The sequence below is a fragment of the Nocardia camponoti genome, from assembly GCF_014646135.1.
GTDB classification, from domain to species: Bacteria; Actinomycetota; Actinomycetes; order Mycobacteriales; family Mycobacteriaceae; genus Nocardia; species Nocardia camponoti.
In genome coordinates this window covers 1,546,832-1,572,706 of record NZ_BMMW01000001.1, presented here as the reverse complement: position 1 = coordinate 1,572,706, position 25,875 = coordinate 1,546,832, and the positions used below count along the sequence as shown (strand labels likewise).

At 66.4% G+C, this 25,875-nt stretch carries 22 protein-coding genes; 13 read left to right on the top strand and 9 right to left on the bottom strand.

What is annotated here, in order from left to right; all coding sequences use genetic code 11:
- Nucleotides 1–123 precede the first annotated feature (123 nt).
- Complete coding sequence (locus IEX78_RS07215; RefSeq protein WP_188827969.1) at nucleotides 124–942, top strand: GNAT family N-acetyltransferase; 819 nt, start codon at nucleotides 124–126, stop codon at nucleotides 940–942.
- 5 nt (nucleotides 943–947) lie between these two features.
- Entirely contained in the window at nucleotides 948–1,886 is a 939-nt protein-coding gene (locus tag IEX78_RS07210; protein ID WP_188827968.1) for a lysophospholipid acyltransferase family protein, read from the top strand.
- Nucleotides 1,887–2,376: 490 nt separating this feature from the next.
- Here IEX78_RS07210 and IEX78_RS07205 read toward each other — a convergent pair whose 3' ends face one another.
- Nucleotides 2,377–3,099, bottom strand: a complete 723-nt coding sequence (locus IEX78_RS07205) for a tetratricopeptide repeat protein (protein ID WP_188827967.1) — start codon at nucleotides 3,097–3,099, stop codon at nucleotides 2,377–2,379.
- A gap of 467 nt (nucleotides 3,100–3,566) precedes the next feature.
- Here IEX78_RS07205 and IEX78_RS07200 point away from each other — a divergent pair, with 467 nt between their 5' ends.
- The 4 genes from IEX78_RS07200 to ligA all read left to right on the top strand — a co-directional run bounded on the left by IEX78_RS07200 (nucleotide 3,567) and on the right by ligA (nucleotide 9,446).
- The gene (locus tag IEX78_RS07200) at nucleotides 3,567–4,766 is read left to right on the top strand and encodes a cysteine desulfurase family protein (RefSeq protein WP_188827966.1); all 1,200 of its coding nucleotides are present in this window, start codon (nucleotides 3,567–3,569) and stop codon (nucleotides 4,764–4,766) included.
- On the top strand, nucleotides 4,766–5,860 hold the full coding sequence (mnmA, locus tag IEX78_RS07195) for a tRNA 2-thiouridine(34) synthase MnmA (protein WP_188827965.1): 1,095 nt from the start codon (nucleotides 4,766–4,768) through the stop codon (nucleotides 5,858–5,860). Before IEX78_RS07200 ends, mnmA begins: the two co-directional genes overlap by 1 nt.
- Nucleotides 5,861–6,149: 289 nt before the next feature.
- On the top strand, nucleotides 6,150–7,208 hold the full coding sequence (locus IEX78_RS07190; protein ID WP_188827964.1) for a methionine synthase: 1,059 nt from the start codon (nucleotides 6,150–6,152) through the stop codon (nucleotides 7,206–7,208).
- A 72-nt stretch (nucleotides 7,209–7,280) separates the two neighbouring features.
- Entirely contained in the window at nucleotides 7,281–9,446 is a 2,166-nt protein-coding gene (gene ligA / locus IEX78_RS07185; protein WP_188828301.1) for an NAD-dependent DNA ligase LigA, read from the top strand.
- A 12-nt stretch (nucleotides 9,447–9,458) separates the two neighbouring features.
- On the opposite strand, the gene IEX78_RS07180 is transcribed toward ligA, so the two are convergent.
- Nucleotides 9,459–9,812 carry a hypothetical protein gene (locus tag IEX78_RS07180; protein WP_188827963.1) on the bottom strand — a complete coding sequence of 118 codons (354 nt, stop codon included), beginning with the start codon at nucleotides 9,810–9,812 and terminating at the stop codon, nucleotides 9,459–9,461.
- 244 nt (nucleotides 9,813–10,056) lie between these two features.
- Here IEX78_RS07180 and IEX78_RS07175 point away from each other — a divergent pair, with 244 nt between their 5' ends.
- Both IEX78_RS07175 and IEX78_RS07170 read left to right on the top strand, forming a co-directional pair.
- Nucleotides 10,057–11,223, top strand: a complete 1,167-nt coding sequence (locus IEX78_RS07175; protein WP_229683755.1) for an AAA family ATPase — start codon at nucleotides 10,057–10,059, stop codon at nucleotides 11,221–11,223.
- A 17-nt stretch (nucleotides 11,224–11,240) separates the two neighbouring features.
- On the top strand, nucleotides 11,241–11,738 hold the full coding sequence (locus IEX78_RS07170) for a GNAT family N-acetyltransferase (RefSeq protein WP_188827962.1): 498 nt from the start codon (nucleotides 11,241–11,243) through the stop codon (nucleotides 11,736–11,738).
- A 564-nt stretch (nucleotides 11,739–12,302) separates the two neighbouring features.
- Here IEX78_RS07170 and IEX78_RS07165 read toward each other — a convergent pair.
- Nucleotides 12,303–12,953 (bottom strand): ACT domain-containing protein, encoded by a 651-nt coding sequence (locus IEX78_RS07165; protein WP_188827961.1) that lies wholly within the window; start codon nucleotides 12,951–12,953, stop codon nucleotides 12,303–12,305.
- Nucleotides 12,954–13,201: 248 nt separating this feature from the next.
- Between IEX78_RS07165 and gatC the strand changes: the two genes are divergently transcribed.
- Entirely contained in the window at nucleotides 13,202–13,501 is a 300-nt protein-coding gene (gatC, locus tag IEX78_RS07160; RefSeq protein ID WP_188827960.1) for an Asp-tRNA(Asn)/Glu-tRNA(Gln) amidotransferase subunit GatC, read from the top strand.
- On the top strand, nucleotides 13,498–14,982 hold the full coding sequence (gene gatA, locus IEX78_RS07155; protein ID WP_188827959.1) for an Asp-tRNA(Asn)/Glu-tRNA(Gln) amidotransferase subunit GatA: 1,485 nt from the start codon (nucleotides 13,498–13,500) through the stop codon (nucleotides 14,980–14,982). Before gatC ends, gatA begins: the two co-directional genes overlap by 4 nt.
- A 57-nt stretch (nucleotides 14,983–15,039) precedes the next feature.
- On the opposite strand, the gene IEX78_RS07150 is transcribed toward gatA, so the two are convergent.
- Nucleotides 15,040–15,480, bottom strand: a complete 441-nt coding sequence (locus tag IEX78_RS07150; RefSeq protein ID WP_188827958.1) for an SRPBCC domain-containing protein — start codon at nucleotides 15,478–15,480, stop codon at nucleotides 15,040–15,042.
- Nucleotides 15,481–15,531: 51 nt separating this feature from the next.
- Nucleotides 15,532–16,287 (bottom strand): hypothetical protein, encoded by a 756-nt coding sequence (locus IEX78_RS07145; protein ID WP_188827957.1) that lies wholly within the window; start codon nucleotides 16,285–16,287, stop codon nucleotides 15,532–15,534.
- A gap of 167 nt (nucleotides 16,288–16,454) precedes the next feature.
- Between IEX78_RS07145 and IEX78_RS07140 the strand changes: the two genes are divergently transcribed.
- Nucleotides 16,455–17,639, top strand: a complete 1,185-nt coding sequence (locus IEX78_RS07140; RefSeq protein ID WP_188827956.1) for a sensor histidine kinase — start codon at nucleotides 16,455–16,457, stop codon at nucleotides 17,637–17,639.
- A gap of 9 nt (nucleotides 17,640–17,648) precedes the next feature.
- Nucleotides 17,649–18,314 (top strand): response regulator, encoded by a 666-nt coding sequence (locus tag IEX78_RS07135; RefSeq protein ID WP_188827955.1) that lies wholly within the window; start codon nucleotides 17,649–17,651, stop codon nucleotides 18,312–18,314.
- Between the two features lie 4 nt (nucleotides 18,315–18,318).
- Here IEX78_RS07135 and IEX78_RS07130 read toward each other — a convergent pair whose 3' ends face one another.
- Entirely contained in the window at nucleotides 18,319–19,143 is an 825-nt protein-coding gene (locus IEX78_RS07130; protein WP_229683754.1) for a serine hydrolase, read from the bottom strand.
- Nucleotides 19,144–19,402: 259 nt separating this feature from the next.
- Between IEX78_RS07130 and IEX78_RS24625 the strand changes: the two genes are divergently transcribed.
- Nucleotides 19,403–22,189, top strand: coding sequence for a serine/threonine-protein kinase (locus tag IEX78_RS24625; protein WP_308426513.1), 2,787 nt, complete (start codon nucleotides 19,403–19,405; stop codon nucleotides 22,187–22,189).
- Nucleotides 22,190–22,197: 8 nt separating this feature from the next.
- On the opposite strand, the gene IEX78_RS07120 is transcribed toward IEX78_RS24625, so the two are convergent.
- From IEX78_RS07120 to IEX78_RS07110, 3 genes are read right to left on the bottom strand one after another with little or no spacing between them, the layout of a single operon-like run.
- Entirely contained in the window at nucleotides 22,198–24,690 is a 2,493-nt protein-coding gene (locus IEX78_RS07120) for an FtsX-like permease family protein (protein ID WP_188827954.1), read from the bottom strand.
- Nucleotides 24,687–25,388 carry an ABC transporter ATP-binding protein gene (locus IEX78_RS07115; RefSeq protein ID WP_188827953.1) on the bottom strand — a complete coding sequence of 234 codons (702 nt, stop codon included), beginning with the start codon at nucleotides 25,386–25,388 and terminating at the stop codon, nucleotides 24,687–24,689. The genes IEX78_RS07120 and IEX78_RS07115 overlap by 4 nt, the downstream gene beginning before the upstream one ends.
- An 18-nt stretch (nucleotides 25,389–25,406) precedes the next feature.
- Nucleotides 25,407–25,736: a hypothetical protein gene (locus IEX78_RS07110; protein WP_188827952.1), complete on the bottom strand. Its 330-nt coding sequence runs from the start codon at nucleotides 25,734–25,736 to the stop codon at nucleotides 25,407–25,409.
- Nucleotides 25,737–25,875: the final 139 nt, after the last annotated feature.

Genomic DNA, 25,875 nt, shown 5'->3' with positions numbered 1-25,875 from the left:
GACGAATGTTTCGCGGCGCTTCGGTAAACGAATGGTGTGACGGGTGTCTCGTTCACCGAACCGGCATCAGCGCGACACTTGACGGTCAGCCCGATGCCGATTCGGGCTGGCTTCATTTTCTTTATGACAATCTCGTCCGTGTTGACCACGCCTACACCGGACGCCGGGGTGGGGAAGTCGCGGTACTCGTTGGTCGTCGCCTCCGACGCTGAGCATCGAGAAGCCGCGCAGCGCTTACGTTTTCACGTTTTCGCCGGTGAGCCCGGTTTTCAGATGCCCGACAACGGCACCGGCCTCGACGCCGACGCGTTCGACGAGCACTGCGACCACCTGCTCGTGCGTGACGAATTCTCCGAACAGTTCGTCGGCTGCTACCGAATGCTGCCGCCCGACAAGGTCGCTGCCGCGGGCGGCTACTACACCGCCACCGAATTCGACCTCACCCGGCTCGACCCCACCGGCAACCGCATCGTTGAGATGGGGCGCGCGTGCGTGCTTGGTGAGCACCGCAACGGGTCGGTCCTCACGCTCATGTGGGCCGGAATCCTGCACTACATCCAGCTCACCGGCTACGACTGGGTGATGGGCTGCGTTTCGGTGCCCATGCAGGACGGCCCCGACGACGCGCCCGGCGTGAACGTGCGCGGCGTGCGTGACCAGCTGCTTGGTCGCCACGCGTGCGACCCCGAACGTCGCGTGACCCCGTACAACCCGGTGGTTGTCGACGGTGTCGCGCTCGACGATCTCGTTCCGCCGAGTCGGCCGAAGATGCCGCCGCTGTTGCGCGGGTACCTGCGTCTCGGCGCGGAAATCTGCGGCGAACCCGCCCACGACCCCGATTTCGCCGTCGCCGACTTCGTCGCGTTGCTCGGCCTGGAAACCATCAACACCCGCTACCTGGAGCGACTGCAAAGCGCGGCCGCCAATTTCGACGGGAAGTAATCGCCATGGTGTTCGACGCGCCGCTCGCAGCAACGACCGCACACACTCCGCACGCCTGGATGCCGTCGAGCCCCTGCGGGTCCGGCTGTATCGAACCCGTTGACGAGGTGAGCGGAGCGGTCGCGCTTGCTCGCCTTGCCGGGATGGTTGGGCTGGTGTTGAGCATGCCGCTCGCCACCGTCGCCACCCCGAAAAGTCGCCGTGAGAGCCTGCACCGGCGGTATGCGCACGCCGCGCTTTCGTGCCTTGGAATGAAGCTGCGGGTGATTGACAATCGACCCGAAAACCAGCGCAGTGCAGCGGGATTCGCGGAGGCGGGCTCGCCGATGCTGATCGTTGCCGGGCACATCAGCTGGGCCGACGTTGTCGCGCTCGCCGCCGTGCAGCCGGTGAGTTTCGTCGCCCGGGCCGACATGGTCGACTGGCCGGTACTCGGCAAACTGGCCAAGCTCATTCGGGTGATCCCGATCGACCGCGCGAGCTTGCGTTCGTTGCCGGGCATCGTCGACCAGGTTGGCGAGCGACTTTCGTCCGGCAACCGGATCGTCGCGTTCCCGGAGGGGACGACGTGGTGTGGTCGCGCGTACGGCGGCATGCGCCCGGCGATGTTTCAGGCGGCGGTGAACACGACGACCCCGGTCCAGCCGGTCCGCTTGCGCTACCTAGACGCGACCGGCACCCAGTCGACCGTCCCCGGCTTCGTCGGCGACGACTCCTTCACCGATTCGGCGAAACGGGTACTGCGGGCGAAGGGTTTGGTTGTGGAAATCGTGCTTGAACCGCAGCAACACCCGGGCTTGGACCGCCGAGCTTTGGCGAAGCGGTGCGAGGCGGCAGTGCGCGGAACGGACCGTTCGCGCCACACGGCGGCGGATACGGAATGGATTGAGGCGGGAAACACGAGGGTCCAGGACCCGTCGGTGGACGCGGTACCTGTTTGGTAGAGGTTCGCCGACGTCGTGTGGAATGTCGCTGGGGTGGTTTCCAATCCGATCATTGGGTATGTGAAGCATCCGTGGCCGTCACGTGATGGTTTGGTGCCGCCACCTTTTCCTATTGCTGAGCCGCGATTGAGCTTTGCGGAGGTTCGATCGCGGGCGCAAGTTGTGTTGCCTGGCGTGCGGATGAGGCGGCGCGTGGGTTTTCGGTACACGTTGGAGTGGACGAAGCCCGCTGGGGTTGTTGGCTGACGGCGTGTCGTGTCCGGATTGGGTGGCATTTTCGTGCGGGTTCGCGGCGGGAAGGGCGAAATCGGGGGTGTGAGCTCCTGCGTGCACGAAAATGCCAAGCGACACGCCGGGAAAACATGTGCGGGTGCGCCGACGTCTGTGCCGGGGTTCGGCTGCTCACGTCGCTGAGCGACGAAATGCCAGCGATATGTGTCAGAACGCCAGGCACTAGCCGAAGCGTCGGCTGTCTGCTTTGACCGGCGCGCTAACCTCCGGCGGCGGACAGCGCGAAATCTATTGCGCGCCAAAGGATTAACACCGCGACACCCGCGATGACGTACACGCGGCGGGACGGGCGGAAGCGGCGTTGCAGGCGGCGCACGGTGTCGGGGAGTGCTGCTTCGGCCGCGCGGTTTCCCGCCGCCGCTGTTGCCAGATGGTATGCGCCTTCATGGACGCTCCCGCGACGAATCGCGTTGACGCCCAACGCTCTTTGCGCTTCGCGATTGTAGGGGTTGATCGCCAGCGCCTGACGCAGCAATTGATCGGCCACATCGAAAGCGGCGGGGCCCGGTGCTTCGGCCGCGAGCACAAGGTGTGCGCGCACGACGTAGTTGTCGGCGTTGTTCGGGTCGCGCCACGTTGCCCATTCGAGGGCTTCCTTGGCGGTTTTGTTGTCGCGACCGGTGAGCGCTGCCGCGAGGAGCCGGTAGCTTTCGGCATCGTTGGGGCCAAGTTCGACGCATTTCTCAGCCGCACGCAAAGCGCGCTTCGCGTAGAGGTCGGCGCGCACCACATTGTCGCCCTCAACCCGCCGCAACCCGGCGGCAGCGAACCGCGCACTGGCTTGCCATGCGAGCAGCTCATTCGGATCGGCCCGAACCGCTTCCGCCGCAAGCTTTTCCGCACTGTTAATGTCGCCAGCCCACCACGCTTCGAATGCCGCGTGTGCGGTTAGCGCCGCCGCACTCCGCTCGGCAGCACTCATCATTCCCCCTCGTCAACGTCGGCAAGTTCTCGCGTGATGCTAATCCGACTCGCTTCGCGAAGCAGTGCCGCTGCCCGCGCTGGCCCACTCCGCAGCGTTAGCGAATGGCCCGTTGGAGGCTGTCCGAGCGAGTGCGCGAGCTCAGCCTGGCCGCGCCCATTGCCCAGGACGCTGACGACCTGGCATGGCCGCGCAGGAACGAGAGGGGCGTCGGCGCTCTCGTCCGGACGTGTCGCGACGCGCTGTGCGCCTGGGCGTGCGTGCACCTTCGCCATATCGATCGCGCGCAAGGTCGCTGTGGCTGCAACCCCGCAATATCGACCGCGCACCTTCGCACGCCCCGGCGGAGGGCAGGGACAACGCGCGTGGGTGTCGGCGGGAATATCCGGCTGCGGGAACGGGTTGTTGCCGAGGTGAGGGTAGCCCCGAAGATGACCAGGTCAGCGGTGGTATAGGCTTTGTCGGTCATGAATGCGCCCGAACCGGTTTACCTCGATCACGCGGCGACGACCCCGATGCTTCCCGTCGCGTTAGAGGCGATGACGGCGGCGCTCGCGGGCGTCGGTAACGCGTCGTCGCTGCATGGGTCCGGTCGCAAGGCTCGGCGGGCGTTGGAAGAAGCGCGTGAGTCGATCGCCGCTTCGCTCGGCGCACGGCCGTCGGAAGTCATTTTCACCTCGGGCGGCACCGAAAGCGACAACCTTGCCGTCAAGGGCATTTTCTGGGGTCGGCGCGCCCTCGATTCGCGGCGCACGCGGGTCATTGCTAGCGCCGTCGAGCATCACGCCGTCATCGACGCGGTCGAATGGCTGGAAAAGCATGAGGGCGCGCACGTCACCTGGCTGCCCGTCGACGCCAACGGATTCGTCAACCCCGCTGATCTCCGCGCGGAACTGCGAGCGCACGGCGACGAGGTCGCGGTCGTCAGCATCATGTGGGCCAACAATGAAGTCGGCACCGTGCAGCCGATCACCGAATTGGCCGCTGTCGCAAGCGAATTCGACGTGCCGATGCACTCGGATGCGATTCAGGCCGTCGGTCAGGTGACCGTCGACTTCGACGCGAGCGGGCTTGCCGCGCTCAGCGTCGCTGGCCACAAGGTGGGCGGTCCGCATGGCATCGGCGTGCTGCTGCTCGGCCGCCAGGTGCCGTGCGAGCCGCTCGTGCACGGCGGCGGTCATGAACGCGACCTGCGCTCAGGCACGTCCGACGTCGCCGGTGCGGTCGGCCTCGCCGCCGCCCTTCGCGCGTCAACGACCAGCATCGCCGCCCACGCGGCGCACCTGCGTGCCCTGCGCGACGAACTGATCGCGGGCGTGTGGGCCATCGCGCCCGACGCGGTCCTCAACGGCCCAGCCGACGAGCACCGCCTCCCCGGCAACGCCCACTTCACGTTCCCCGGCTGCGAAGGCGACTCGCTGCTGATGCTCCTCGACGCCGCCGGGGTTGAATGTTCAACCGGGTCCGCGTGCAACGCGGGCGTCGCGTCGCCGAGTCACGTGCTGATCGCGATGGGCGTCGAGCCACGGCAAGCGCGCGGTTCGTTGCGTTTCTCGCTCGGCAACCCGTCTAACCGAACCGATATCGAACGACTGTTGACCGTGCTTCCGCAGGTCATCGACCGTGCCAAGGCCGCTGGCCTGGCCGGGGTCAAGGGAGGTGCCTAATGCGAGTTCTCGCCGCGATGTCCGGCGGTGTCGATTCGGCTGTTGCCGCCGCGCGCGCCGTTGACGCTGGTCATGAAGTTGTCGGAGTGCATTTGGCGCTGTCGGCGAACCCCGGCACGCTGCGCACGGGGTCGCGCGGGTGTTGCTCGAAGGAAGACGCGGGCGATGCGCGTCGCGCGGCCGACGTGCTCGGCATCCCGTTCTACGTCTGGGACTTCGCCGACCGTTTCAAGGAAGATGTGATCGACGATTTCGTCGCCGCCTATGCGGCAGGTGAGACGCCGAATCCGTGCTTGCGCTGCAACGAGAAGATCAAGTTCTCCGCTCTCGCCGACCGTGCCGCCGCGCTCGGTTTCGACGCGGTCGTCACCGGCCACTACGCGCGACTTGAGGACGGCGTGCTGCGCCGCGCGGTAGACGCCGACAAGGACCAGTCGTACGTGTTGGCCGTGCTCACAGCCGAGCAGCTGTCGCGGGCGATGTTCCCTGTTGGTGACACCCCCAAGCCGCGCATTCGCGAAGAAGCCGCTGAGCGTGGGCTCGCGGTCGCGAATAAGCCTGATAGCCATGACATTTGCTTCATTCCGTCGGGTGACACGCGCGCGTTCCTCGGTGCGAAGATCGGCATTCGACCGGGCGCGCTGGTCGACTCCGACGGCACCGTTTTGGGCGAGCACGAAGGCGTGCACGGGTTCACTGTTGGCCAGCGCAAGGGCCTCGGCCTGACCCACACCGCCGCCGACGGCAAGCCGCGTTACGTCACCGGGATCGACCCGGATTCGGGCACGGTCAGCGTGGGTTCGGTCGACGACCTGCTGGTCGACGTGATCACTGCCGACCGCGCGATCTGGACTTCCGGCGAGCGCCCGGCCGGGCCGGTTGAGTGCGTCGTTCAGGTGCGCGCGCATGGTGGATTGTCGGCGGCCGTTGTTGAGCCGGTCGGTGATGGTTTGGTCGCGCGATTGGCTGAGCCGCTGTCGGGTGTCGCGAAGGGCCAGGCGATCGTGCTGTACCTGCCCGATGCCGAGGGTGGCGACCAGGTGGTTGGCAGCGGGACGATCAACGGGACGAGCCGGGCCGAAGCGTCGGTGTAGTCAGCGCGACACGCCGACCCTAGGGTCAGCTAGCGTGGCATATTCGCGCACATTCGCGGGTCAAGGTGCGAATTCGGGCCGTTAGTGCGTGAACTTGCACGAATATGCCACTTGGTCGGGTGACCATTCGACTCTCGGGCGTGTCACACGTCCGGGCTGGGGCATTTTCGGTGACTAGCCCGCGATGGGCGGGTGTTTCGGCCTGTCAGGCGCGGAGCGGTGGGTGCTCGGCAGCGCGTAAGCTCAGCCTGCGGTGATCTGGGATCCGAGGTAAGGATGGGTGAGGCGCGTGAGCGGCGGTGAGCAGGGTTTACCAGCGGGAGTTTTTGCGACGGGGGTTGGGTCGTGGCCTGGTACCGATCCGCTCGAAGCAGCCACCACCATCATTGGGGAGTTAGACTCGTTGCCCCATCTTGTCGAGTTGCCTGACCGTGGCGTTGGGGCCGACATGATTGGGCGCGCGTCGGCGCTGCTCGTCGACCTGCGGTTCGACGCGACTACCCGTGGCTACCGCCTCGCCGACCGACCTGGCGCTGTTTCGCGGCGCGCCAGTGACCTGCTCAAATTCGACCTCGACGCACTCGAAGAAGCTTGGGAGACAGCGGGACTCGTCGGTTCTGGGCGGCCCGTGAAGGTGCAATCGGTGGGGCCGCTTACTCTCGCTGCCGAAGTCGAACTGCCCAACGGACATCGCGCGCTCACCGATCACGGTGCGCTGCGGGATCTTTCGGAATCGCTCGCCGAAGGGTTGGCGCGACACGCGGATGAGGTCGCGCGCAGACTCGGCGCGAATGTTGTTGTGCAACTGGATGAACCGTTGCTCAGGACGGTGCTTGAGGGGTCGCTCAAAGGGCCGAGCGTGCTCAACACGGTACGTGCCCTTCCTTCGCCCGAAGCGGTCCATCACCTCGACACCGTGATCAACGCGGTGGCACGTCCGGTGCTGTTGCACAGCTGCGACTCTCGGCCCGAGTTGGACACGATGCGTCGCACGTCGGCCGCCGCGATCGGCATCGACGCGTCGACCATCCGCCCGTCCGATTACGACGAGTTGGGGGAGTTGCTCGACTCGGCAAAGTTGTTGGCGCTCGGGCTGATTCCCACGTCCGCACCCAAGGTTCCGCTCACGTGGCGCACCGCAGGCGAACCCGCCGCGCGCCTGATCGACGACCTCGGCTTCTCTCGCGGCATGCTCGCGGAGAAACTGGTGATCACGCCCGCGTGCGGATTGGCGAACGCGCCGCTGTCGTGGGCGCGGCAGGCACTGACGCTGGCTGGCGAGGTCGCCAAGTCCTTCGCCGACGACCCAACCGCGATCGAGATAGCCCGAGCACCGCAGACCCGCTGAACTCCCCGCGCGCTCGCTAAATCTGTCGGTGGGGCCGATTACCCTTGACTCGTGGCGAACAGCGAGAATGTCATTGCGGTCAGTGAGCCCTCCACCGGAGCGGCCGCGCAGGTCAGCGCGCCTAAATCCGCGCCTTCCGAGCAGCGTGCCCAGTGGCAGCGGCTCGCTGAAGAGGTGCGTGCGCATCAGTTCCGCTACTACGTGCGCGACGCGCCCATCATCACCGACGGTGAGTTCGACGCCCTGCTGCGCGAACTGCAAACCCTTGAGGACACCTACCCCGATCTCCGCACGCCCGATTCCCCAACGCAGCTTGTCGGCGGCGCGGGTTTCGAGACCGAGTTCACCGCTGTGGACCATCTTGAGCGCATGCTGTCGCTCGACAACGTCTTCGACTACGACGAACTACGCGCATGGGCAGCGCGCGTGGAAAGCGAAGCGGGCGCTGACCTGGAATATCTGTGTGAAGTGAAGGTCGACGGCGTCGCGCTCAACCTCGTATACGAGAACGGCAAACTCGTCCGTGGCGCGACGCGTGGCGACGGCCGCACAGGCGAAGACGTCACGCTGAACGCGCGCACCATCGCCGACATCCCCGCCGAACTCACGCCCAACGACGAGTTCCCCATCCCGGAACTGCTCGAAGTGCGTGGCGAGGTCTACTTCCGCATCGAGGATTTCGAAACTCTCAATGCCGCGATCGTCGCCGAAGGCAAACCGCCCTATGCGAATCCACGCAACACCGCCGCTGGCTCACTTCGCCAAAAAGACCCCGCTGTCACCGCGCGCCGTAACTTGCGGATGGTCACGCACGGGTTCGGCCGCATCGAAGGCTATCGGCCCGAGTCCATGCACGAGGGCTACCGGGCGCTGGCCGCGTGGGGGCTGCCGGTGTCGGAGCACACGCGCGCGGTACGTGGCATCGACGCCGTCATCGAGAGAGTCGGCTACTGGGGCGAGCACCGCCACGACATTGAGCATGAGATCGACGGCCAGGTCATCAAGATCGACGACATGGGGCTGCAACGTCGCCTCGGGTCAACCTCGCGCGCGCCGCGCTGGGCCATCGCCTACAAGTATCCGCCCGAAGAAGCAACGACGAAACTGCTCAATATCGAGGTGAATGTTGGTCGTACGGGCCGGGTTACGCCGTTCGCGGTGATGGCGCCGGTCACCGTCGCGGGGTCGACGGTCGCGATGGCCACCTTGCACAACGCCTCCGAGGTCGTGCGCAAGGGTGTGCTCATCGGCGACACCGTCACCATCCGCAAGGCAGGTGACGTGATTCCCGAAGTGCTCGGCCCGGTGGTCGAAGCTCGCGACGGCACCGAGCGTGCGTTTGTGATGCCAACGCACTGCCCCGAATGCGCAACCGAGCTCGCACCCGCGAAAGAAGGCGACGCCGACATTCGCTGCCCCAACCAGCAGTACTGTCCGGCGCAATTGCGTGAGCGCCTGTTTCACCTCGCCGGGCGCGGCGCGTTCGACATCGAAGCGCTGGGCTTCGAAGCTGCTGCGGCGCTGCTCAATTCGGGTGCGATCACTGATGAGGGCGACCTGTTCGACCTCGATCAAGACCAGTTACTCACCGTCGGGTTTTTCACCAAGAAGACCGCGAAGAAGGACGAGAGCCCGCTCTCGGCGAATGGCGCGCGCCTGCTCACGAACCTGCAAGCGGTGAAGGATCGGCCGCTGTGGCGGGTGCTCGTCGCGCTGTCGATCCGACATGTCGGGCCCACCGCGGCGCGCGCGCTCGCGAGCGAATTCGGCAGCCTCGAGCGCATCGAAAACGCGACGGTAGAAGAACTTTCGAGCACCGACGGCGTTGGCCCAACGATCGCGGCGGCGGTTGTCGAATGGTTCACCGTCGACTGGCATCGCGCCATCGTCGACAAGTGGCGCGCGGCGGGCGTGCGGATGGAAGACGAACGCGACGATTCGATCGAACGCAATCTCGAAGGGTTGTCGATCGTCGTCACCGGCTCGCTGGAAGGCTTCACCCGCGACGGCGCGAAAGAAGCGATTCTCGTGCGCGGCGGGAAGGCGGCAAGCTCGGTGTCGAAGAAGACCGCGTTCGTCGTGATCGGCGATTCACCCGGTTCGAAGGCCGATAAGGCCGAGCAGTTGGGCGTGCCGATCCTCGACGAAGACGGTTTCCGCGCGCTACTCGAAGGCGGGCCGGAAGCGGTTCGACCGGCAGAGGCTGAGCCCGCCGAGCCGGTGCTGTTGGAGGACTGAGCCGGGCCGCCGCTAGTTCGGCGTCACCGTCACCGTGTTGGCGATCTGGGTCTTCATGTCGAATGTCGCGCAGCGCCCGTTGGTCAGTTCGACGTGGCGCGTTCGCGCCTTGCGGAGGTTGGTTTCGATGTCGACCGTGACGTCCGTGCTGGTCATCGCGCACACCTTCGACACCGGGGCGTCGGTGTAGGAGACCGTGCCTGGGCCCTGGCAGCTGTTGGTTTCGTTGCCGAGGAACACGCGCGCGGTGCCGTTGGGGCACGGGTCGGCGGTGGCGACGGGGGTGCTGAGCAGCACCATTGGCACTGCGGAGCCGACCGTCACCGCGGCCGCGACAACTCCGCGAACCGTCACTCGAATCGTCATCAGGCGCAACCTCTTCGCACTCGTCAAGCCCGCGCATCGGGCGATGGCGGTGTCCAGCATGCTAGTTCGCGCATGCCGAGGGACGGGCATTCGCCGCGAAACCGCAACATCGGCGAAACACTCGTGGGCGCAGCTTGTCCCGTCACGCGACGCGCGCGTGGCTTACTCTGGCCCCGTCGCGCTGGCGGCGGAACTGAGAGGCGGAACGTTGCTGCGGAGTTTTCAGGTAAGCAACCATCGGTGCTTGGCGCAACCGCAACAGTTGCGGTTGAGTCGGGGGACGACCGGCCCGCTCGCGGTGCCCGTGACCGCGATTCATGGGGTTGCGGCGAGCGGCAAGTCGAGCGTGATCGATGCCTTCGCCCGCATGCGCGACGCCGTTTTGCATTCGGTGAGTGGGTGGGATCCGTATGCGGGACCGCAGCGTCAGCCACATCTTGAATTCCTTGATGAGCCAAGCGAATTCGTCGCCACGTTTGTCGCCGAAGGTGTGCCCTACACCTACGGGTTCCGCATTGACAGCGGCGATGTGCTCGCCGAGTGGCTACACGCGCATCCGCGTTCGCGTAAGCGAATTGTGTTCGAGCGCAACGCCGATGAGGTCAAGATCGGCCCGATGTTCGAAGCCGCGCGTTACGGCATCGCGCCGTTGGTTCCGCTTGTTCGCCCGAACGCGTTGCTGTTGAGTTTGGCTGGGCAGCTTTACGCGGAAGCGCTCGTGCCCGCGTACCGCTGGTTCGCGACGAATGTGGCTGTGCAGCAAGGGGATTCGACCACTGAGCAGTTGGCGAACGAACTCGGCAGCCACATTTCTCGCTCACCCGACAACGCCGCTCGCCTCCTGATGCTGCTGCGCACGGCCGACCTCGGCATCGAAGATCTGCTCGTCACCGAACCCGACCCGCGCTACGCCGACTACCTCCGCGACCTCGACACCGAGATCGCTGCGCTGGTTCACCACCTTGACCACGGCACGGTCGACCCGGTCCTCGCCGAGCGCGAGCTGGGGACGGTCCGGGCGGCCCGCGACGCGCTGTACCAGCGGATGGTCGAGCGCAGCGGTGCCGGGGTGAGCGTGGTGCATGAGGGCATCAAGCAGGCGATGGAGTTGGCTGACGAGTCGACCGCGACGCGCGCGCTGCTGCGGGTGCTTCCCGCGATGCTCGACGCGCTCGACACAGGACAAGTGATCGCGGTCGACGACCTGGGTGTCGGCTTGCCCGTCGAGGAAACGGACCGTCTCGTGCAACTGTTCCAAAACCCGGAAACCAATTCCCGTGGTGCCCAACTCATTTATACGACGGCGAACCGCGCCCTGATCGATCGCAACAACGGGCGGTCCCAGCGCACCCGGACAGCGGTGTGGCAGGTGCGCCGCTCAGCGGGAGTGAGCGAGCTGGCTCCGCTGTAGGTCATTAAACTCATCCCATGACTTCCGACGTTGTGATCCGCCCCGCCCGCCCCGACGAGTACGCCGCGATCGGCGTGCTCACGGTGGGGGTTTACGTCGGCGACGGGTATGTCGACGCCGATGAGGCCTACGCGAAGGAACTCGCCGACACCGCCCGCCGCGCTGCGGCTGCTGAGGTGCTGGTTGCGGTGCGTGATGAGGAGCTGCTTGGTTCGCTTACGGTTGCCGAGCCTGGGACGCCGTATGCGGAGATTGCGCGGGCCGGGGAGCTGGAGTTCCGGATGCTGGCTGTTGCTAAGCAGGCGCGGGGGTTGGGCGTTGGTACGGCCCTTGTGCGGCGGGTGATTGACGAGGCGGTCGAGCGTGGGTACGAGGCGGTGGCGTTGACGACGATGGGGGCGATGGTTGATGCGCATCGGATTTACTCGCGGATGGGGTTTGCGGCTGTGCCGGAACGGGATTGGGCGACTGAGGATGGGTTGCAGTTGCATGTGATGCGGCGTGAAGTTGGTTAAGAGCCCGCCTGCTTACGTCGGGGGGTCTTTACGCGGGGGTTTGTAGACCGCCCGCCATTGCCACGGGTATTCGGTGGAGGGATTCGGGACATAACTGTGTTTTTGGCGCGCTGGCGCGCGCGTGTCGCGGCCCTCAGGTCCGTCCGTTCAGGCACCGTTGCTTGCTCCTTCGTCGCCTACGCAACGGCACCTGAACGGACGGACGGCCGCGACCGGCCCCTGCGGGGCCGCCGCTCCTCGAGGTCGCGGGTGGTCGGCTGAGTTTTCGCGAACGTGTCGATTGCAGGGGCGCGGTCCCTCGCTCCGCATCGGGGCCTGCGCGCAACGGTCAAGATTCGATTGCTCGACTGTGCACATTCGAAGGTCGCGAACGTTTGTGCTTGGCGCGTTCCCGCGAACGTGTCGATTGCAGGGCCGCGATCCCTCGCTTCGCGTCGGGAGCTGCGCGCGGCCGTCGAGGTCCGATTGCTCGGCCGTGCACATTCGAATGTCGCGAGCGGTCGGGCGGAGTGGGACTTGAAACCCCTCTGTTGATTGGGGACCGCAGCTGGCGATCCCCGTGAACTAGTTCAAAACCGTCGCTACGATGCCGGCCAAATATCCCAGGCGCGCGATCTCCGACGGGCGGAAGTCGGGGCCTCCTGGGCGGCCCAGCAACAGCGACTTGCCGGTGTTGCCAAGGGGGGCCGCTGCCAGCTTCGTGTCCATGTCCCGCCAAATGTCGGGGACCCATGCCGCCTCGCCGTCCAGCAGCGTCGGCTTTTCCAACGGCATCCACGGGGCCGAGCCTGCCTGCGTTTCTGGCGCGCTTGGGCTGCCGACCACTCGGTATGCGCCGCCTGGGCCCATGCCGATGATCGTTGACCAGCCAACGCGCAGTACGCGCGGGACGCCGTCGACGAGTACCTGCAAACGGTCGTCGCGGGCGCTCGCCACCTGGTCGATCAGTTCGAGCTCACGGTGAGTGTCTAGGACGCCCGAATAAGGGCGGATGGAGTCGACGCTCACGTCGCGCACCGATTCGGCGGCGGTGATGAGGGTGTCAGGGAGGGCACCGGTTGGTACCTCAACGACCAAGTCGTCGATTGCGAAACCAGCTCCCCGCTCGACAACGTCGAGCGAAAGTATGTCGGCGCCCACCTCGCCGAGCGCGAGCGCGAGGGAGCCGAGGCTTCCCGGGCGATCCGGAAGTTGCACGCGAAGCAAGAATGACACGTGCGTTCCTTTCCTTGACGGCCGCCGATCTGCAAGCCGATTACCCGGCGACGGCGACATTTACACCCCCACACGCGGGTTATCGCATTGCAGTATGACCCCATGCGGGGCAGATGCGCGAACTTTCGTGATCCGCGACCCTCTCAACACCGGCGAACGGTCGTAAGCCGGGACGCGCCGAGAGCGTGTCGGTCCCGCTCGTTAGGCTGTAACGACTATGCCCAACCGAAGCCGAAAGGGGTCCCGCGGTGCCCGCAATCTCCCGTGACGAGGTCGCTCACCTCGCCCGGCTGTCCCGGCTCGCGCTGACCGACGACGAACTGGATCAGTTCGCCGGTCAGCTGGATTCGATTCTCAGCCACGTGCGGACTATTTCCGAGGTCACCGCCGAGGACACCACCGCGACGTCGTCCCCGAACCCGACCGTCAATGTCACCAGGCCCGACGTGGTCGTGCCCGGCCTCACGCCTCGCCAGGCGCTTGATCAGGCCCCCGCTGTCGAAGAGCAGCGTTTCCTTGTCCCGCAGATTTTGGGAGAGGGCGAATGAGCGACCTCACACAGCTGTCGGCGGCTGAGCTGGCAAGCAAGATTCACGGTGGCGAGGTCACATCGACCGAGGTCACCCAGGCTCACCTCGACCGCATCGCGGCTGTCGACGGCACCTACAACGCGTTCCTGCACGTCGCCAACGATGAGGCGCTCGCCGCCGCCGCCGTTGTCGACGCCGCGCTCGCCGCTGGCGAGACCCCGGCGTCGCGCCTCGCTGGCGTTCCGCTCGCGCTCAAGGACGTGTTCACCACCACCGACATGCCGACAACGGCCGCGTCGAAGGTGCTTGAAGGCTGGATGTCGCCGTACGACGCGACGGTCACCACTCGCCTGCGCGCCGCTGGTATCCCGATCGTCGGCAAGACCAACATGGACGAGTTCGCGATGGGTTCGTCCACCGAGAACTCCGCCTACGGGCCGACCCGCAACCCGTGGGACGTCACCCGCATCCCCGGCGGTTCGGGTGGTGGCTCGGCGGCGGCGCTCGCCTCCTACCAGGCACCGCTGGCGATCGGCACCGACACCGGCGGCTCGATCCGTCAGCCCGCAGCCCTCACCGCGACGGTCGGCGTGAAGCCCACCTACGGCACGGTTTCGCGTTACGGCCTTATCGCCTGCGCGTCGTCGCTCGACCAGGGCGGCCCGTGTGGTCGCACGGTCCTCGACACCGCGCTGCTGCACGAGGTCATCGCAGGCCACGACCCGCGCGACTCCACCTCGCGCGACGTCGCCGTCCCGCCCGTCGTTGAGGCCGCGCTCGCTGGCGCGAACGGCGACCTGTCGGGCGTCAAGATCGGTGTCGTTCGCGAATTGCATTCCGACTCTTACCAACCCGGTGTGCTCGCGTCGTTCGACGCGGCGGTCTCGTTGCTCAAGGAACTGGGCGCGGAAATCGTCGAGGTGTCGTGCCCGAGTTTCGAGTACGCGCTTTCGTCGTACTACCTGGTGATGCCGTCGGAGGTGTCGTCGAACCTGGCGCGCTTCGACGCCATGCGCTACGGCTTGCGCGTCGGTGACGACGGCAGCCACAGTGCCGATCAGGTCATGTCGCTCACTCGTGAGGCCGGTTTCGGTCCAGAGGTCAAGCGCCGCATCATCATTGGCACCTACGCGCTGTCGGCGGGCTACTACGACGCCTACTACGGTCAGGCGCTCAAGGTGCGGTCGATGATCGCCGCCGACTTCGACGCCGCCTACGAGAAGGTGAATGTGCTTGTCTCACCGACAAGTCCGTTCACGCCGTGGAAGTTGGGCGAAAAGGTCGACGATCCGCTGGCGATGTACCTGTCGGACCTGTGCACCCTGCCGACGAACCTGGCAGGCCACCCTGGCATGTCGCTGCCGTCGGGTTTGTCGGCCGACGACGGCCTGCCGGTTGGCTTGCAGATCATGGCCCCCGCGCTCGCCGACGAGCGGCTGTACCGGGTTGGCGCGGCATACGAGGCCGCGCGCGGCGAACTGGCGATCCCGAGCATCTAACGCACGAAAACTAAAGCGGCCGACCCACTTTCGAACAAAGTGGGTCGGCCGTTTCGGTTATATGCCTTCGCAAGCCCGCTTCACGACCGCGTCGGTCATCCCGGCGAATCCCTTGCGCAGCGCCTCGCCATACGACCGCGCCACAATGGGGCTCAACCACCCAGACACCCGGAATCGCGACTCGTACCGGCAACGCCCATTGGGCAATCCGATGAGCGTGTGCGACCGCAGGCTGCTCAGCGCGCCGAGCGGCACCGGCCGCATCCGGTAGCTGAACTCGACGCCCGGCGTGCAGGACGCGATGTATTCGCGCTGCTTACGCAACTCTTTGCCGCCCAAGTCGACGCGCATGTCGATCGGACTGCCTAGTTCTAGTGAACTCGACGCTTCAACGCAGAAGGGATTCCATTCGCCATACCGTGCGAAATCGGTGAGGACCTGCCAGACCCGCTCAGCGGGCGCGTCGATTTCCACCGTCGCGTCGATCACTAGTGCCATGCGAGCAAACTAGGACATGTTATCGCGGCTCGGCAACCGATCTGTGACGGATCAGGAAAAGCGGCGCCGACGCTTGCGAATCGCATCAAAAATCACCGCGCACGCGCCCAAAACGGCGAACAGTCCAAGACTCGTGCGGGCAAGCGGCCACAGGTTTGGCGGGTCGTCGGAGCTCGCGACAGCGAACACGTTCTCAACGACAGGGACGCCGTACTCCTGGCGACGCGAATTCACATCAACGGCCGTGAACGCGATGTCGGCCATCACCCCGCAGCGGGCGCGGGCGAAGTCGTCGTCACGCGCGCCGCACGCGGCGTGAATCCGGCGGTTGAGCGCGCCGTCGACGGCCTTGCGCGCCCACGGACCAAGCGGCTCGTTGAGACGGTCGGCGTAGCGAAGCATGTCGTAGCCGAGGTCGTGGGCCATGCACGCGGTATCGAATTCGGCGGGCAGCGTGACCGGCGACGAGCAGTCGCCCGACGGATTCACCAGGATGCCGTCGCGCATCGCCGGGAGGTAGCCAACCCGCAGCACGAAGTCGTTCGGAATCAGCGACGTCGCGTCGGGATCGTCGTCGGTAATGGCCCGTACGACGGCGGCGGCGGTCGCGTTTTCGGTCGTCACGGTGGTGCCGAGCGCGCCTGGTGCCGACATCACGACAGCGGCCGCCATCGCGAGACCAGCCGTACACAGCGCGATGCCATTGCGGCGACGATGCACCGGATCAGCTTCGGTGGACAGGAAAGCGGGGGAGGCGGCGGTAGGGGCACGGCGAGCGGCGGGTACCGGGCGAGCTGGGGTGTTCATGGCCTCCGACGTTATGAAGCGGGTCACCCTGCGGACATCCCGCTCAAGGACCAGTTGTGCGGACGCGCGAGAGGCAACTCGGCGTCGAGGTCACCCCAGGGTAGGGGGTCGTATCTGGATCGTCGGTATGAGGCCCACCTAGTGAGACATTTCCTACGCTGGTGGTCATGACCCAACCACTGCCCGCGAGCCGTAAGCGGCCGGACGTCGCAACCTGGTTCGACCTGGGCACCGTCGTTGTCGCGCTGATCCTCTACAGCATCGCGTGGCCGACGCTGTTCGTGACCCACGAGGTCGCGCCCGCGTTCGCGCCGGTTTTCGCGGCGTTCGCGGCTTTTCCGATCTTGCTCGTCCGAGTTAATCCGGCGGTTGGTTGGGCCGTCTCGGCCGGGGCCGCGCTGGTGTTCTCGATCGTGTTGACGCCGACTGCTGGCACCGATCTTCCCTTCGAGGTCGTGCACGTCATCGTGTTGTTCGTGCTGCTGTTCGCGGTGGCGCTGCGTTGTGCGGTGCCGGTGATCGTCGCCGCGTGGGCCGCGACATCGATGCTGTTCGCGACCACCATGCCTGGTTCAGCTGAGGGTCCGCTGTGGGGTTGGGTTGTCGGGTTAGGTGCGCTCGCGCTTTTCGGGTATTTGATCCGCACGGTGATCGCGTCGCAGCGGACCCTCGCGCGCCAGGCTGAGGAGAACGAACTTGAGCGCGCCCGCCGCACGGTGCTTGAGGAAAAGGCGCGCATCGCCCGCGACCTGCACGACGTGGTCGCCCATCACATGTCGCTTGTTGTTGTCCAAGCCCAGACCGCGCCGTATCGGCTCACCGACCTGTCCGAGCCAGCGCGGGCGGAATTCGAGTCGATTGGCGTTGCCGCGCGCACCGCGCTCAACGAGGTGCGTTCGCTGCTCGGCGTGCTGCGCAGCGACGGGCAACTCCCCGAGCACGCGCCGCAACCGCGCGCGGTCGACGTCCCGGAACTCTGCGCGTCGGCCAAGCGTGCTGGTGTGCCGATCGACTGGTCGGTCGCCGGACAGCTCAGCGTGGTCCCCGACACCACCGGGCTCGTCGTGTACCGGGTGGTGCAGGAGTCGCTGAGCAACGCGGCGCGGCACGCGCCAGGGGCTGCGGTTCGGGTGCTGATCAGCGTCAACGCGACGCAGGTTCGCATTGAAGTGGTCAACCACGCGGCAGTCGGCGTTCAGCACGCGGCCGAGAGCGGCAACGGGATCGACGGCATGCGAGCGCGCGTCGCCGCGTTGGGCGGCCAGTTCAGCGCGGGCCCAACCCACGACGGTGGGTTCGCGGTAGTGGCGACGATGGCGATGGACACTAGCCTGGTGCCGATCTCGACCTAGACTCGCCATGTGGCAATTACGGTTTTGATCGCCGACGACCAGGCGATGGTGCGCCAAGGCTTCGGCGCGCTGCTCGCGGCGCAACCCGACATCAGCGTGGTCGGCGACGCGGCCAACGGGAAAGTCGCGGTGGCCGAAGCGAAACGGTTGCGACCCGACGTCGTGCTCATGGACGTACGCATGCCGGAAATGAACGGCCTCGACGCCGCACGCGCGATCCTCGCGGGCCACTTCGACCCGCCCATTCGCGTGCTGATGCTCACCACCTTCGACATCGACGATTACGTCTATGAGGCGTTAAGCATCGGCGCGAGTGGGTTTTTGCTCAAGGACGCCCCGGCCGACGAACTCGTGCGTGCCGTTCGCGTTGTCGCTGACGGGCAAGCGTTGCTTGCACCAACCATCACGCGACGGCTGATTGCCGATGTGACCAAGCGCCGCACCACGATTCGCACGCGGGAAACACCGGAGCTGTCGGCACTCACGCCACGCGAACGCGAAGTGCTTGAACTTGTCGCGAAAGGGTTGTCGAACACCGAGATCGCCGACGCGCTTTTCGTCGCCGAGCAAACGGTGAAAACCCATGTGTCCAAGGTGTTTTCGAAGCTCAACCTGCGTGACCGCGCGCAAGCCGTTGTGCTCGCCTATGAATCCGGGCTCGTTGTCCCGGGTTAGCGAGCTAGCCCGGGCACACCCCGCCGCGCAGCTCGGGCAGGTGACGCTCAAGCAGGGCGGCGAGTCGGTCGAGCAGGGCGGTGCTGTCTTCGAAGGTGCCCGAATCCGCTTGTGCGGCAATGGCAACCGCGAGCTTGCCGCTGCCGATGGGTACGAGGCCGAATTGGCGAACCGTGTAGATGCCGGTGTCGTCGTCGGGGCCCCACCCGCCCTTGAACTCGGTGCCGGGAAGCAAACCGAGTCCCCAACCCTGGTCCGGCGTGATCTCGCCCATCAGCGTGGTGACCTGCTGCGAACCGGTGAGGCACGGCAGACGCGAAGCGAAGCGCACCTGGTTGGCAAGCGACCATTCCGTCCCGCCGAACGCGGTGAAGTCGAGCGTGGTTCGCGCGCTGGGTTTAGCAGCGGTGTCGCCGCCCTCATCGAGAATCTTCTGCACCGCGTCGGCAGCCTGTTCGCCGTAACCCAGCGAACCCCACAGTTGTTCGGCAGCGTCGTTGTCAGACACGGTGATCGCGGCTTGGGCCAGCGCGAGCACCGATTCGTCGGAACTCTGCCGCAGCGCGGCGACGGCGAGCGGCACCTTGATGGTGCTCCACGCGACGCCGCTGGTCCAGTCGCCGAAGATGGTCATGCGACCGCCGCCGACGGGCATGAGCGCCATCCCGACCTGACCGGGCAGCTTCGACTGCAACTGCGTAAATTCCGAAGCGAGGGAATCGGGGAGCGCGATCGACAGGCCAGGTTGCCAGCCTTTAGCGCTGTCGACAGTGACCGTTGGGGGGTGGGTTGTCGCGTGGCTTCCGGGGAGGCTGCACGACGACGCCACCACCACGATCGTCGAGAACAATGCCGTGCGAAGCAACCTTTGACAGGCTGCCCGCCCTGTGGACTTCACTACCGAAACCCTCCCACCACACACCGGCGAACTCTGCCCGAGTCCGAAGGTGCAAACTACTTGCCAAGCGCGCCCGGACATTACCGGACGACCACGACCGAGTTTTCCCGATTTTCCGCGAGAATTCGAATGACCGTGGTCACAGCGTTGTGTGATGGTCATGATAGACGGCCAAGTGAAGGGGGTCGCGATGCTCAACAGCGGTGAGGTATTCGCCGGGTTCACCGTTGAACGTCTGCTCGGTCAGGGCGGGATGGGCACGGTCTATTTGGCCCGCCATCCCCGCCTCGACCGATTGACCGCCCTCAAACTACTCAACCCAGATCTGTTCGCCGACACCAGGATTCGCGCGCGCTTCGATCGGGAGGCGGCATTAGCCGCGCAACTCGACCACCCGAGCATCGTCACGGTTTTCGACCGAGGTGCTGAGCAGGGGCAGCTCTGGATCAGCATGCAGTACGTGGATGGGGTTGACGCCGCGACTGTTGACCCGCTCACCCTGCCGCCGGAGCGGGCCGTGCAGATCATCGAAGGGGTCGCCGACGCGCTCGACTACGCGCACAGCAGGGAAGTGTTGCACCGCGACGTGAAGCCAGCCAACATCCTGCTCGCGCGGTCGGGCGGGGGCGCGGGGGAGCGGGTTTTCCTCACCGACTTCGGCATCGCCCGGTTGCGCGCCGACTCGACGCATCTGACCCAGCAGGGGATGTTCACCGCGACGCTGGCGTACGCGTCGCCGGAACAGATGACCGGCCTGACCCTCGACGGTCGCTCGGACCAGTACTCGCTCGCTTGCTCGCTGTATTGGTTGCTGACCGGCACCGCGCCGTTCGACTCGGCCGACCCGAACGAAATCATCAGAGGCACACTGCATTTGGCTCCGGCCCCACTGGCGATGCGGCGGGCTGGGTTACCGCCGACTTTGGACGCGGTGTTGGCAACGGCATTGGCGAAGCATCCGGCGGCGCGATTTGAGTCGTGTACGGCGTTCGCGAAGGCGTGCCGTCAGGTGATGGGGACGATGCCGAGGTTTTCGACGCAGGGTCCGGGAGCTGGAGTCGCGCAAGCCGCTGGCCGCGCGCTGAATCCTGATGCCGCGCAAGGGCCGGGGGCGGCGCAGAGCGCTGGGGTCGAGCAGGGCGTTAGCCACGCACCGGACGCTCGGTCCGCACAGGCCGCCGGGGCCGCGCAGGGCGCTGGTCGCGCGCTGGACGCCGGTGCCGCGCAAGGTGCTGGGGCGGCGCAAGGTGCCGGTCGCGCGCTGGACGCTGGGGCTGCGCAAGGTGCTGGTCGCGCGCTGGACGCTGGGGCTGCGCAAGGTGCTGGCGTCGCGCTGAATGCTGGGGCTGCGCAAGGTGCTGGGGCGGCGGGCACCGGCGCAGCGGCCGCGAATGGGGGCGACCTGGGCGCTTCCGCTGGGGAGCCCGCCAACAGTTCTGCGGCACTTAATGATTCGCGTTCGGTTGACAGCGAGGCGCGAACCGACGTCGTCGCGACCCCGGATCGCGCGGCTGAGGTCGCTGCGGAAATTGCGAACGCGAGCGCGCTGACCGAGGTGGCGAGCATCGCGAAATCGCCAGGCGTTGCGCCGGGTGAGCCTGCTGCACCGGGCGCGCTGAATCCGCGGGCGCTCAGCCACGAGGGCGCCTCGTCTGCGGCTGAGGTGTCCAACGCGTCGGCCGGTCCGCCGCAGGGCTCGGGCGAGCCCGGCGGTCCTGCGCCCCAGGGGAGTCAGCATGCTGACGGTGGCCCCGGGTCGCAGAATCCGGGTGCGCCGGGCCTCGCGCCCCACATTCCGCCGAGTGACGTTGTGCCGGGTGGAGTCGCGCCGGGTGGGACTGCCGCGCCAGGTGGGGCTATCCCCTCGGACGCGCTTAGTTCGCAGATCGCCAGCCACGAGGGTGCTTCGTCCGCGGCTCAAGGTTCCAGCGCGCCGGGCGGATCTCCACAGAACTTGGGCGAGCCCGGTGGTTCTGCGCACCGGGGGAGTCAGCATGCGGGCGCTGGCCCGCAGAATCCGGGTGAACCGGGCCTCGTTCCGCAGAGTCCGGGTGGCCCCGGTGGCCGCGTGCCTCAAGGGTCGGCGAATGCGGGTGCGCCGGGCGTTCGTCCACAGGGTCAGGGTGCAAGCCCACAGGGTGGGGCTGCCGGCGCCCACGGTCAGGCTGTTGGCCCACAGGGTCAGGCGGCTGGTGCCCACGGTCAGGCTGTCGGCCCCCACGGGCAGGGTGTCGGGCCTCAGGGGCCACCACCACACTTCGTGCGGCCCATCATCATTGCCCCCTGGCGGCCGCGAGGGCGCAAGCGCGGGGGGAGGGCCGCCGTCCTCGGGTGGACCTTGCTCTCGCTCTTCGTCATTGGGCTCATCGGGTTACTCGTTGTCGTCGCAGCCGTTGTGGTTTCCGGCGACGACGACGTCGAAAGTGCGCTTGCCCCAGGCGGTTCCACGTCGAAGTCCGCCCTGCCCGCTGTCGCTGGCGGTGAGCCGTTCGCTGGCGGGATGCGCAATTTCCCCTCGCTCGTCACCGGCCCCAATCCTGGGCCGGGAGTGGGGTTTGAGAGTGCCGACTGTGTCGCTGTCCATTCCGTCAGCGAGCTGACCTGGAAAGCGCCTGCGCTGCAATGGAATCCGATTGTCGCTGGCTGGGAATGCGTGCGACGCGGCGTCCCGTCAGTGAGTTACCTTGTCCTGCAATACCCTTCGGCAGCCCAAGCGAAATCCGTCGCGGGCGCGATGCCCGAAGGCGCGCGAGGCAATGCGACCCGCGACGGCGTGAGCTACACCTACCGCCGCTGGGCCGACCCCGAGCAGCCGGGCACTCGCGCGCAAACCGCCCACCAGGTGATCGCCTTCCCCGACGACCCCGACCGGGCGAATTACCTGGTCACGGTGAGTCGGAAGTCGTCGGCCGACCCGGCGTTCGGGCCGCGCGGGCTTGAAGAAGTGGCAGCCTGGTGGGACAGTGTGCCGCTGTAGCTAGATGATCAATCAACCGCCAGCGCCGCGATAATCGGCATCCGCGCCGCCCGCAGCGCTGGCGGAATCGACCCAAGCAACGCCAGCCCCAGCGCGACGAGCCCGTAGACAAGCAGCAAAACGCTTGGGCGATAAACGATGTCGATGGTCATCGCATGCCCAATCGCCAACGTCGCGAGGTACTGCACGATAAGCCCGGTGACCAGCCCGAGCGTCGCACCAACCACGCCGATGCCAGCGGCTTCGGCCAACACTGACCGCAGCAGAAACCGTCGCCCGGTACCAATCGCACGCAGCACGCCCAGCTCACGCCTGCGTTCAAGCACCGAAAGCATCAGCGTATTAAGCAGCGCGACCGTCGCGACGAGCACAACGATCCACAAGATCATGTTGCTCATCGCCGACCCCTGCCGCACCCCGGACGCGATCGCCTCAACTACCTCGGTGCCAGCGTCGACGTGAATGTCAGCGGGCACCAACTCACGCACCGCGGCCCGCACCGCGACCTGGTCCGCACCCGGCGCATAGTCGATCGCCAAGATCGTTTCGCCCGGTCGCTGGTACCACTCGCGCATCTGGTCGAGACTCATCATCACCACCCCAGAAATCGCGGTGAAGTACGGAATCACTTGCAGCACAGTCACTTCGCGTGTTCCGCTTGGCGTCGGCATCGTGATCTTGTCGCCTGCAGAAAGTCCTTGCGCGCGAGCGATATCGCGCGTGATGACGACACCTTCGCCACGCCCCATCGCCTCGATCACCGGCCCGTCGACCGCACCAAGTCGGCTGTCTTCACGCAGCGGCGGGTACCCCTGCAACAGCACTCGCCCGGTCCCGACGGTCGCGAACGCCATCTGCGCTGGCCGAACCGCAGCGACCCCGGGGATCGCGGCGACCTTTGCCGCAAGCTCAGGCGGCAATGCGGGTCCGGTCGGAAACCCTTCTGGTGGAGTCGGACTCACGTACAGGTCGGCGGCGGCGACACTGCGGAACGAGTCGGTCGCCGAGTCGACCATGTTGCTCGACGCCCCACCCAGCGCGACAACGGCGGCCACACCGATCAGCACCGTCATCGCCGTCGCCCACACGCGACGCGGCGCGCGCTCAAGCGAGGTCGCGCCCAACGCGCCGGGCGCGCCGAACAGTCGCGCGACCCACCCTGCCGCACGCACGATCGGCCCGGTCGCGAAGAAGCACAGCAGCACCGTCGCGGCGAACGACGTCGAGATCGCGCCGAGCGAGATGCGGCCGAGGTCGAGCGTGGCGAGGGTGAACGCCACCGCGTACAGCGCGATCGCGCCCGCTAGCGCGGCCCACCGCAGCACGCGCCCACCAGCGGCCGTCGGGCTCGCTTCAACGGGAACCAACGCCTCAACCGGCGCGACCCGATACACCTGGCCTGCGGCGATACCGGCGGCGAGCACCGTCGCGAGCACACACGCTGCCACCGCGACCGGTATCGCATACCCCGGCAGCATGAATTCGGTGCGCGATTCAACCGCCTGCACCATCGCCGCGGGAAGTCGATCGATGGCCGCGCGGCCAATGAACACGCCAATCGCCGCCCCGATCAGGCCACCGACCAGCCCAAGCATCGCGGCTTCGACAAGCATGTCTGCCACCATCGGCGCTCGCCGAGCACCGATCGCCCGCAGCAGCGACAACGTCGAACGACGTTGCGCGACAGCCATACTCATCGCGTTGTAGATCAGGAACGCCGCGACAATCAGTGCTGCCGCCGACGACATCAACGTCGAATACCGCAGGATCTGAATCGCCCCGCCCGCTTGCGCGGTGCGCAGCGTCGGGTCGGCGACGACAGCGCGCCCATCGACGGCTTGCGTGAGCGCACCGCGCACCGCGCCCACGTCAGCGCCGGGTTTTACCACCACCTGCACGGAATCAAGTCGACCGACGCGGTTGGTCAAAAATTGCGCGAGCGGAAGCGGGGCGGCAACAAGGTGACCACCGTTGAGTCGCGCGCTCGCGGGGTCGTCGAGCAGCCCAGCGACGGTCGCCGTCCCGCCGCCGACCGGGATCTGGTCGCCGACCTGATACCCCATCGCCGCGCCAACGAGCACCCCGCGCGGCGTCGTGAGCAGGGCTTTCGTGTGTTTGCCGAGCGGGTCGGCGAGGTCGGAACCGAGCGCGGTGACATTCGCGTCGGCACCAACGAGCAGCGCGCGATTGTCACCAGCACCCAGGGTTTGCCGCAGCATCGGCACGGCCGCCGCGACGCCGGGAGTCGCGGCGATGGCAGGGAGGAGGCTCTGGTCGAAGCCCGCGTCGGTGATGCCGCCGATTTCCAGGTCGGCGTTGCCCGCCAAGCCCATCGTGAGCCGGTCGACCGAGCCGGTGACCGACCCTGAAATGCTCAGCACCGCGACAAGCAGCGCGGCCGAAACGCCCATGACCGCACCCGACATGAGCGTGCGCCCGGGATGCCGCCACAGTTCGCCAAAATTGAAAAGCCACAGTCGATTCCACGCTGCGGCGATCATGCGAGCACCTGGTCGTCGGCACCGATACGACCGTCACGCAAGGTGATCATGCGATCGCAGTACTTCACCGCGCTCATGTCGTGGGTGACCATCACGACCGAATTGCCTTGCGACGCAATGTCACCCAACAGGGCGAGGATCGCCGCGCCGGTTGTCGAGTCAAGGTTGCCTGTCGGCTCGTCGGCAAGGATCAGCGGCGGATCCATGATCAGCGCGCGTGCCACCGCGACGCGCTGCATCTGCCCACCCGACAACTCAGCGGGACGGTGATGCGCGCGCTCACTCAGCCCAACCAGCTCAAGCAATTCCAACGCGCGCGACTTCGCCTTACGTAAACCGGTGCCGTCCAACAGCTTTGGTACGGCGACGTTCTCCCATGCGGTCAGCGTGGGCAGCAGGTTGAAGAACTGGAAGATGAACCCAACCTGGTTGAGTCGGAACGCGGCTTGCTCGTCCTCGGTAAGGCCGCCAATCTCCTTGCCGCGAAACGAGATTGACCCAGAGTCCGGGCGGTCGAGTGCGCCGAGCAGATGCAACAGCGTCGACTTACCTGACCCCGACGGACCGATGATCGAAGTGAACTGTCCCGCTTTAATACTCAGCGACACCTCGTCGAGCGCACGAACCTCCTGATCCCCGACGCGATAGCGTTTCACCACATCGCGTAACTGCAAGATGGGCTGGTCGTGCTCCGACATGTGCTGACCCCAAGATCATTAATAAACGTGGACGGGTGTGCGGCTTGCGGTGTTGAGGTCATCGTTGTGTACGTCGAGTAGGGCGCGCAAGGCCGGTTGTTCGGCGGCCAGCTCAAGGTAGGACTCAACTGGAGTGCGGCCAATCGCCTCGCCCAGTTCGAGTTTCACCGAAAGATGGTTGTTCCAGCGGTACTTGAGCGCGGCGAGCAGGCCGCTCACGCCGCCGAACAGCCGGTCCAGTTCGCCTGGCGGGAACGCGAAGAGGTCTTCCGCGTGCGGATCAACCTCCGCGCGAGCGAGCACGGTGTGCATGATGTCGGTGCGGCGATGAACTTCGGTCCATGTCATGAGCTTCACCTTCCGTGGGCGGTGACTAAAACGCTACGGAGTTCGCGGGGCCGATTCGTCGTCCTCAAGACCCGATTTCGTCTCCTACCCAGGGTGGAGAGCGGGCCCGCTCGCGGACTGATGTTTGTGTCGGTGGGTG

Bases quoted from the DNA above. Each gene is read 5' to 3' on its own strand.
- IEX78_RS07215 (WP_188827969.1), top strand. From the start codon at position 124: ATGACAATCTCGTCCGTGTTGACCACGCCTACACCGGACGCCGGGGTG.
- IEX78_RS07210 (WP_188827968.1), top strand. From the start codon at position 948: ATGGTGTTCGACGCGCCGCTCGCAGCAACGACCGCACACACTCCGCAC.
- IEX78_RS07205 (WP_188827967.1), bottom strand. From the start codon at position 3,099: ATGAGTGCTGCCGAGCGGAGTGCGGCGGCGCTAACCGCACACGCGGCA.
- IEX78_RS07200 (WP_188827966.1), top strand. From the start codon at position 3,567: ATGAATGCGCCCGAACCGGTTTACCTCGATCACGCGGCGACGACCCCG.
- mnmA (WP_188827965.1), top strand. From the start codon at position 4,766: ATGCGAGTTCTCGCCGCGATGTCCGGCGGTGTCGATTCGGCTGTTGCC.
- IEX78_RS07180 (WP_188827963.1), bottom strand. From the start codon at position 9,812: ATGACGATTCGAGTGACGGTTCGCGGAGTTGTCGCGGCCGCGGTGACG.
- IEX78_RS07170 (WP_188827962.1), top strand. From the start codon at position 11,241: ATGACTTCCGACGTTGTGATCCGCCCCGCCCGCCCCGACGAGTACGCC.
- gatA (WP_188827959.1), top strand. From the start codon at position 13,498: ATGAGCGACCTCACACAGCTGTCGGCGGCTGAGCTGGCAAGCAAGATT.
- IEX78_RS07150 (WP_188827958.1), bottom strand. From the start codon at position 15,480: ATGGCACTAGTGATCGACGCGACGGTGGAAATCGACGCGCCCGCTGAG.
- IEX78_RS07145 (WP_188827957.1), bottom strand. From the start codon at position 16,287: ATGAACACCCCAGCTCGCCCGGTACCCGCCGCTCGCCGTGCCCCTACC.
- IEX78_RS07140 (WP_188827956.1), top strand. From the start codon at position 16,455: ATGACCCAACCACTGCCCGCGAGCCGTAAGCGGCCGGACGTCGCAACC.
- IEX78_RS24625 (WP_308426513.1), top strand. From the start codon at position 19,403: ATGCTCAACAGCGGTGAGGTATTCGCCGGGTTCACCGTTGAACGTCTG.
- IEX78_RS07120 (WP_188827954.1), bottom strand. From the start codon at position 24,690: ATGATCGCCGCAGCGTGGAATCGACTGTGGCTTTTCAATTTTGGCGAA.
- IEX78_RS07115 (WP_188827953.1), bottom strand. From the start codon at position 25,388: ATGTCGGAGCACGACCAGCCCATCTTGCAGTTACGCGATGTGGTGAAA.
- IEX78_RS07110 (WP_188827952.1), bottom strand. From the start codon at position 25,736: ATGACATGGACCGAAGTTCATCGCCGCACCGACATCATGCACACCGTG.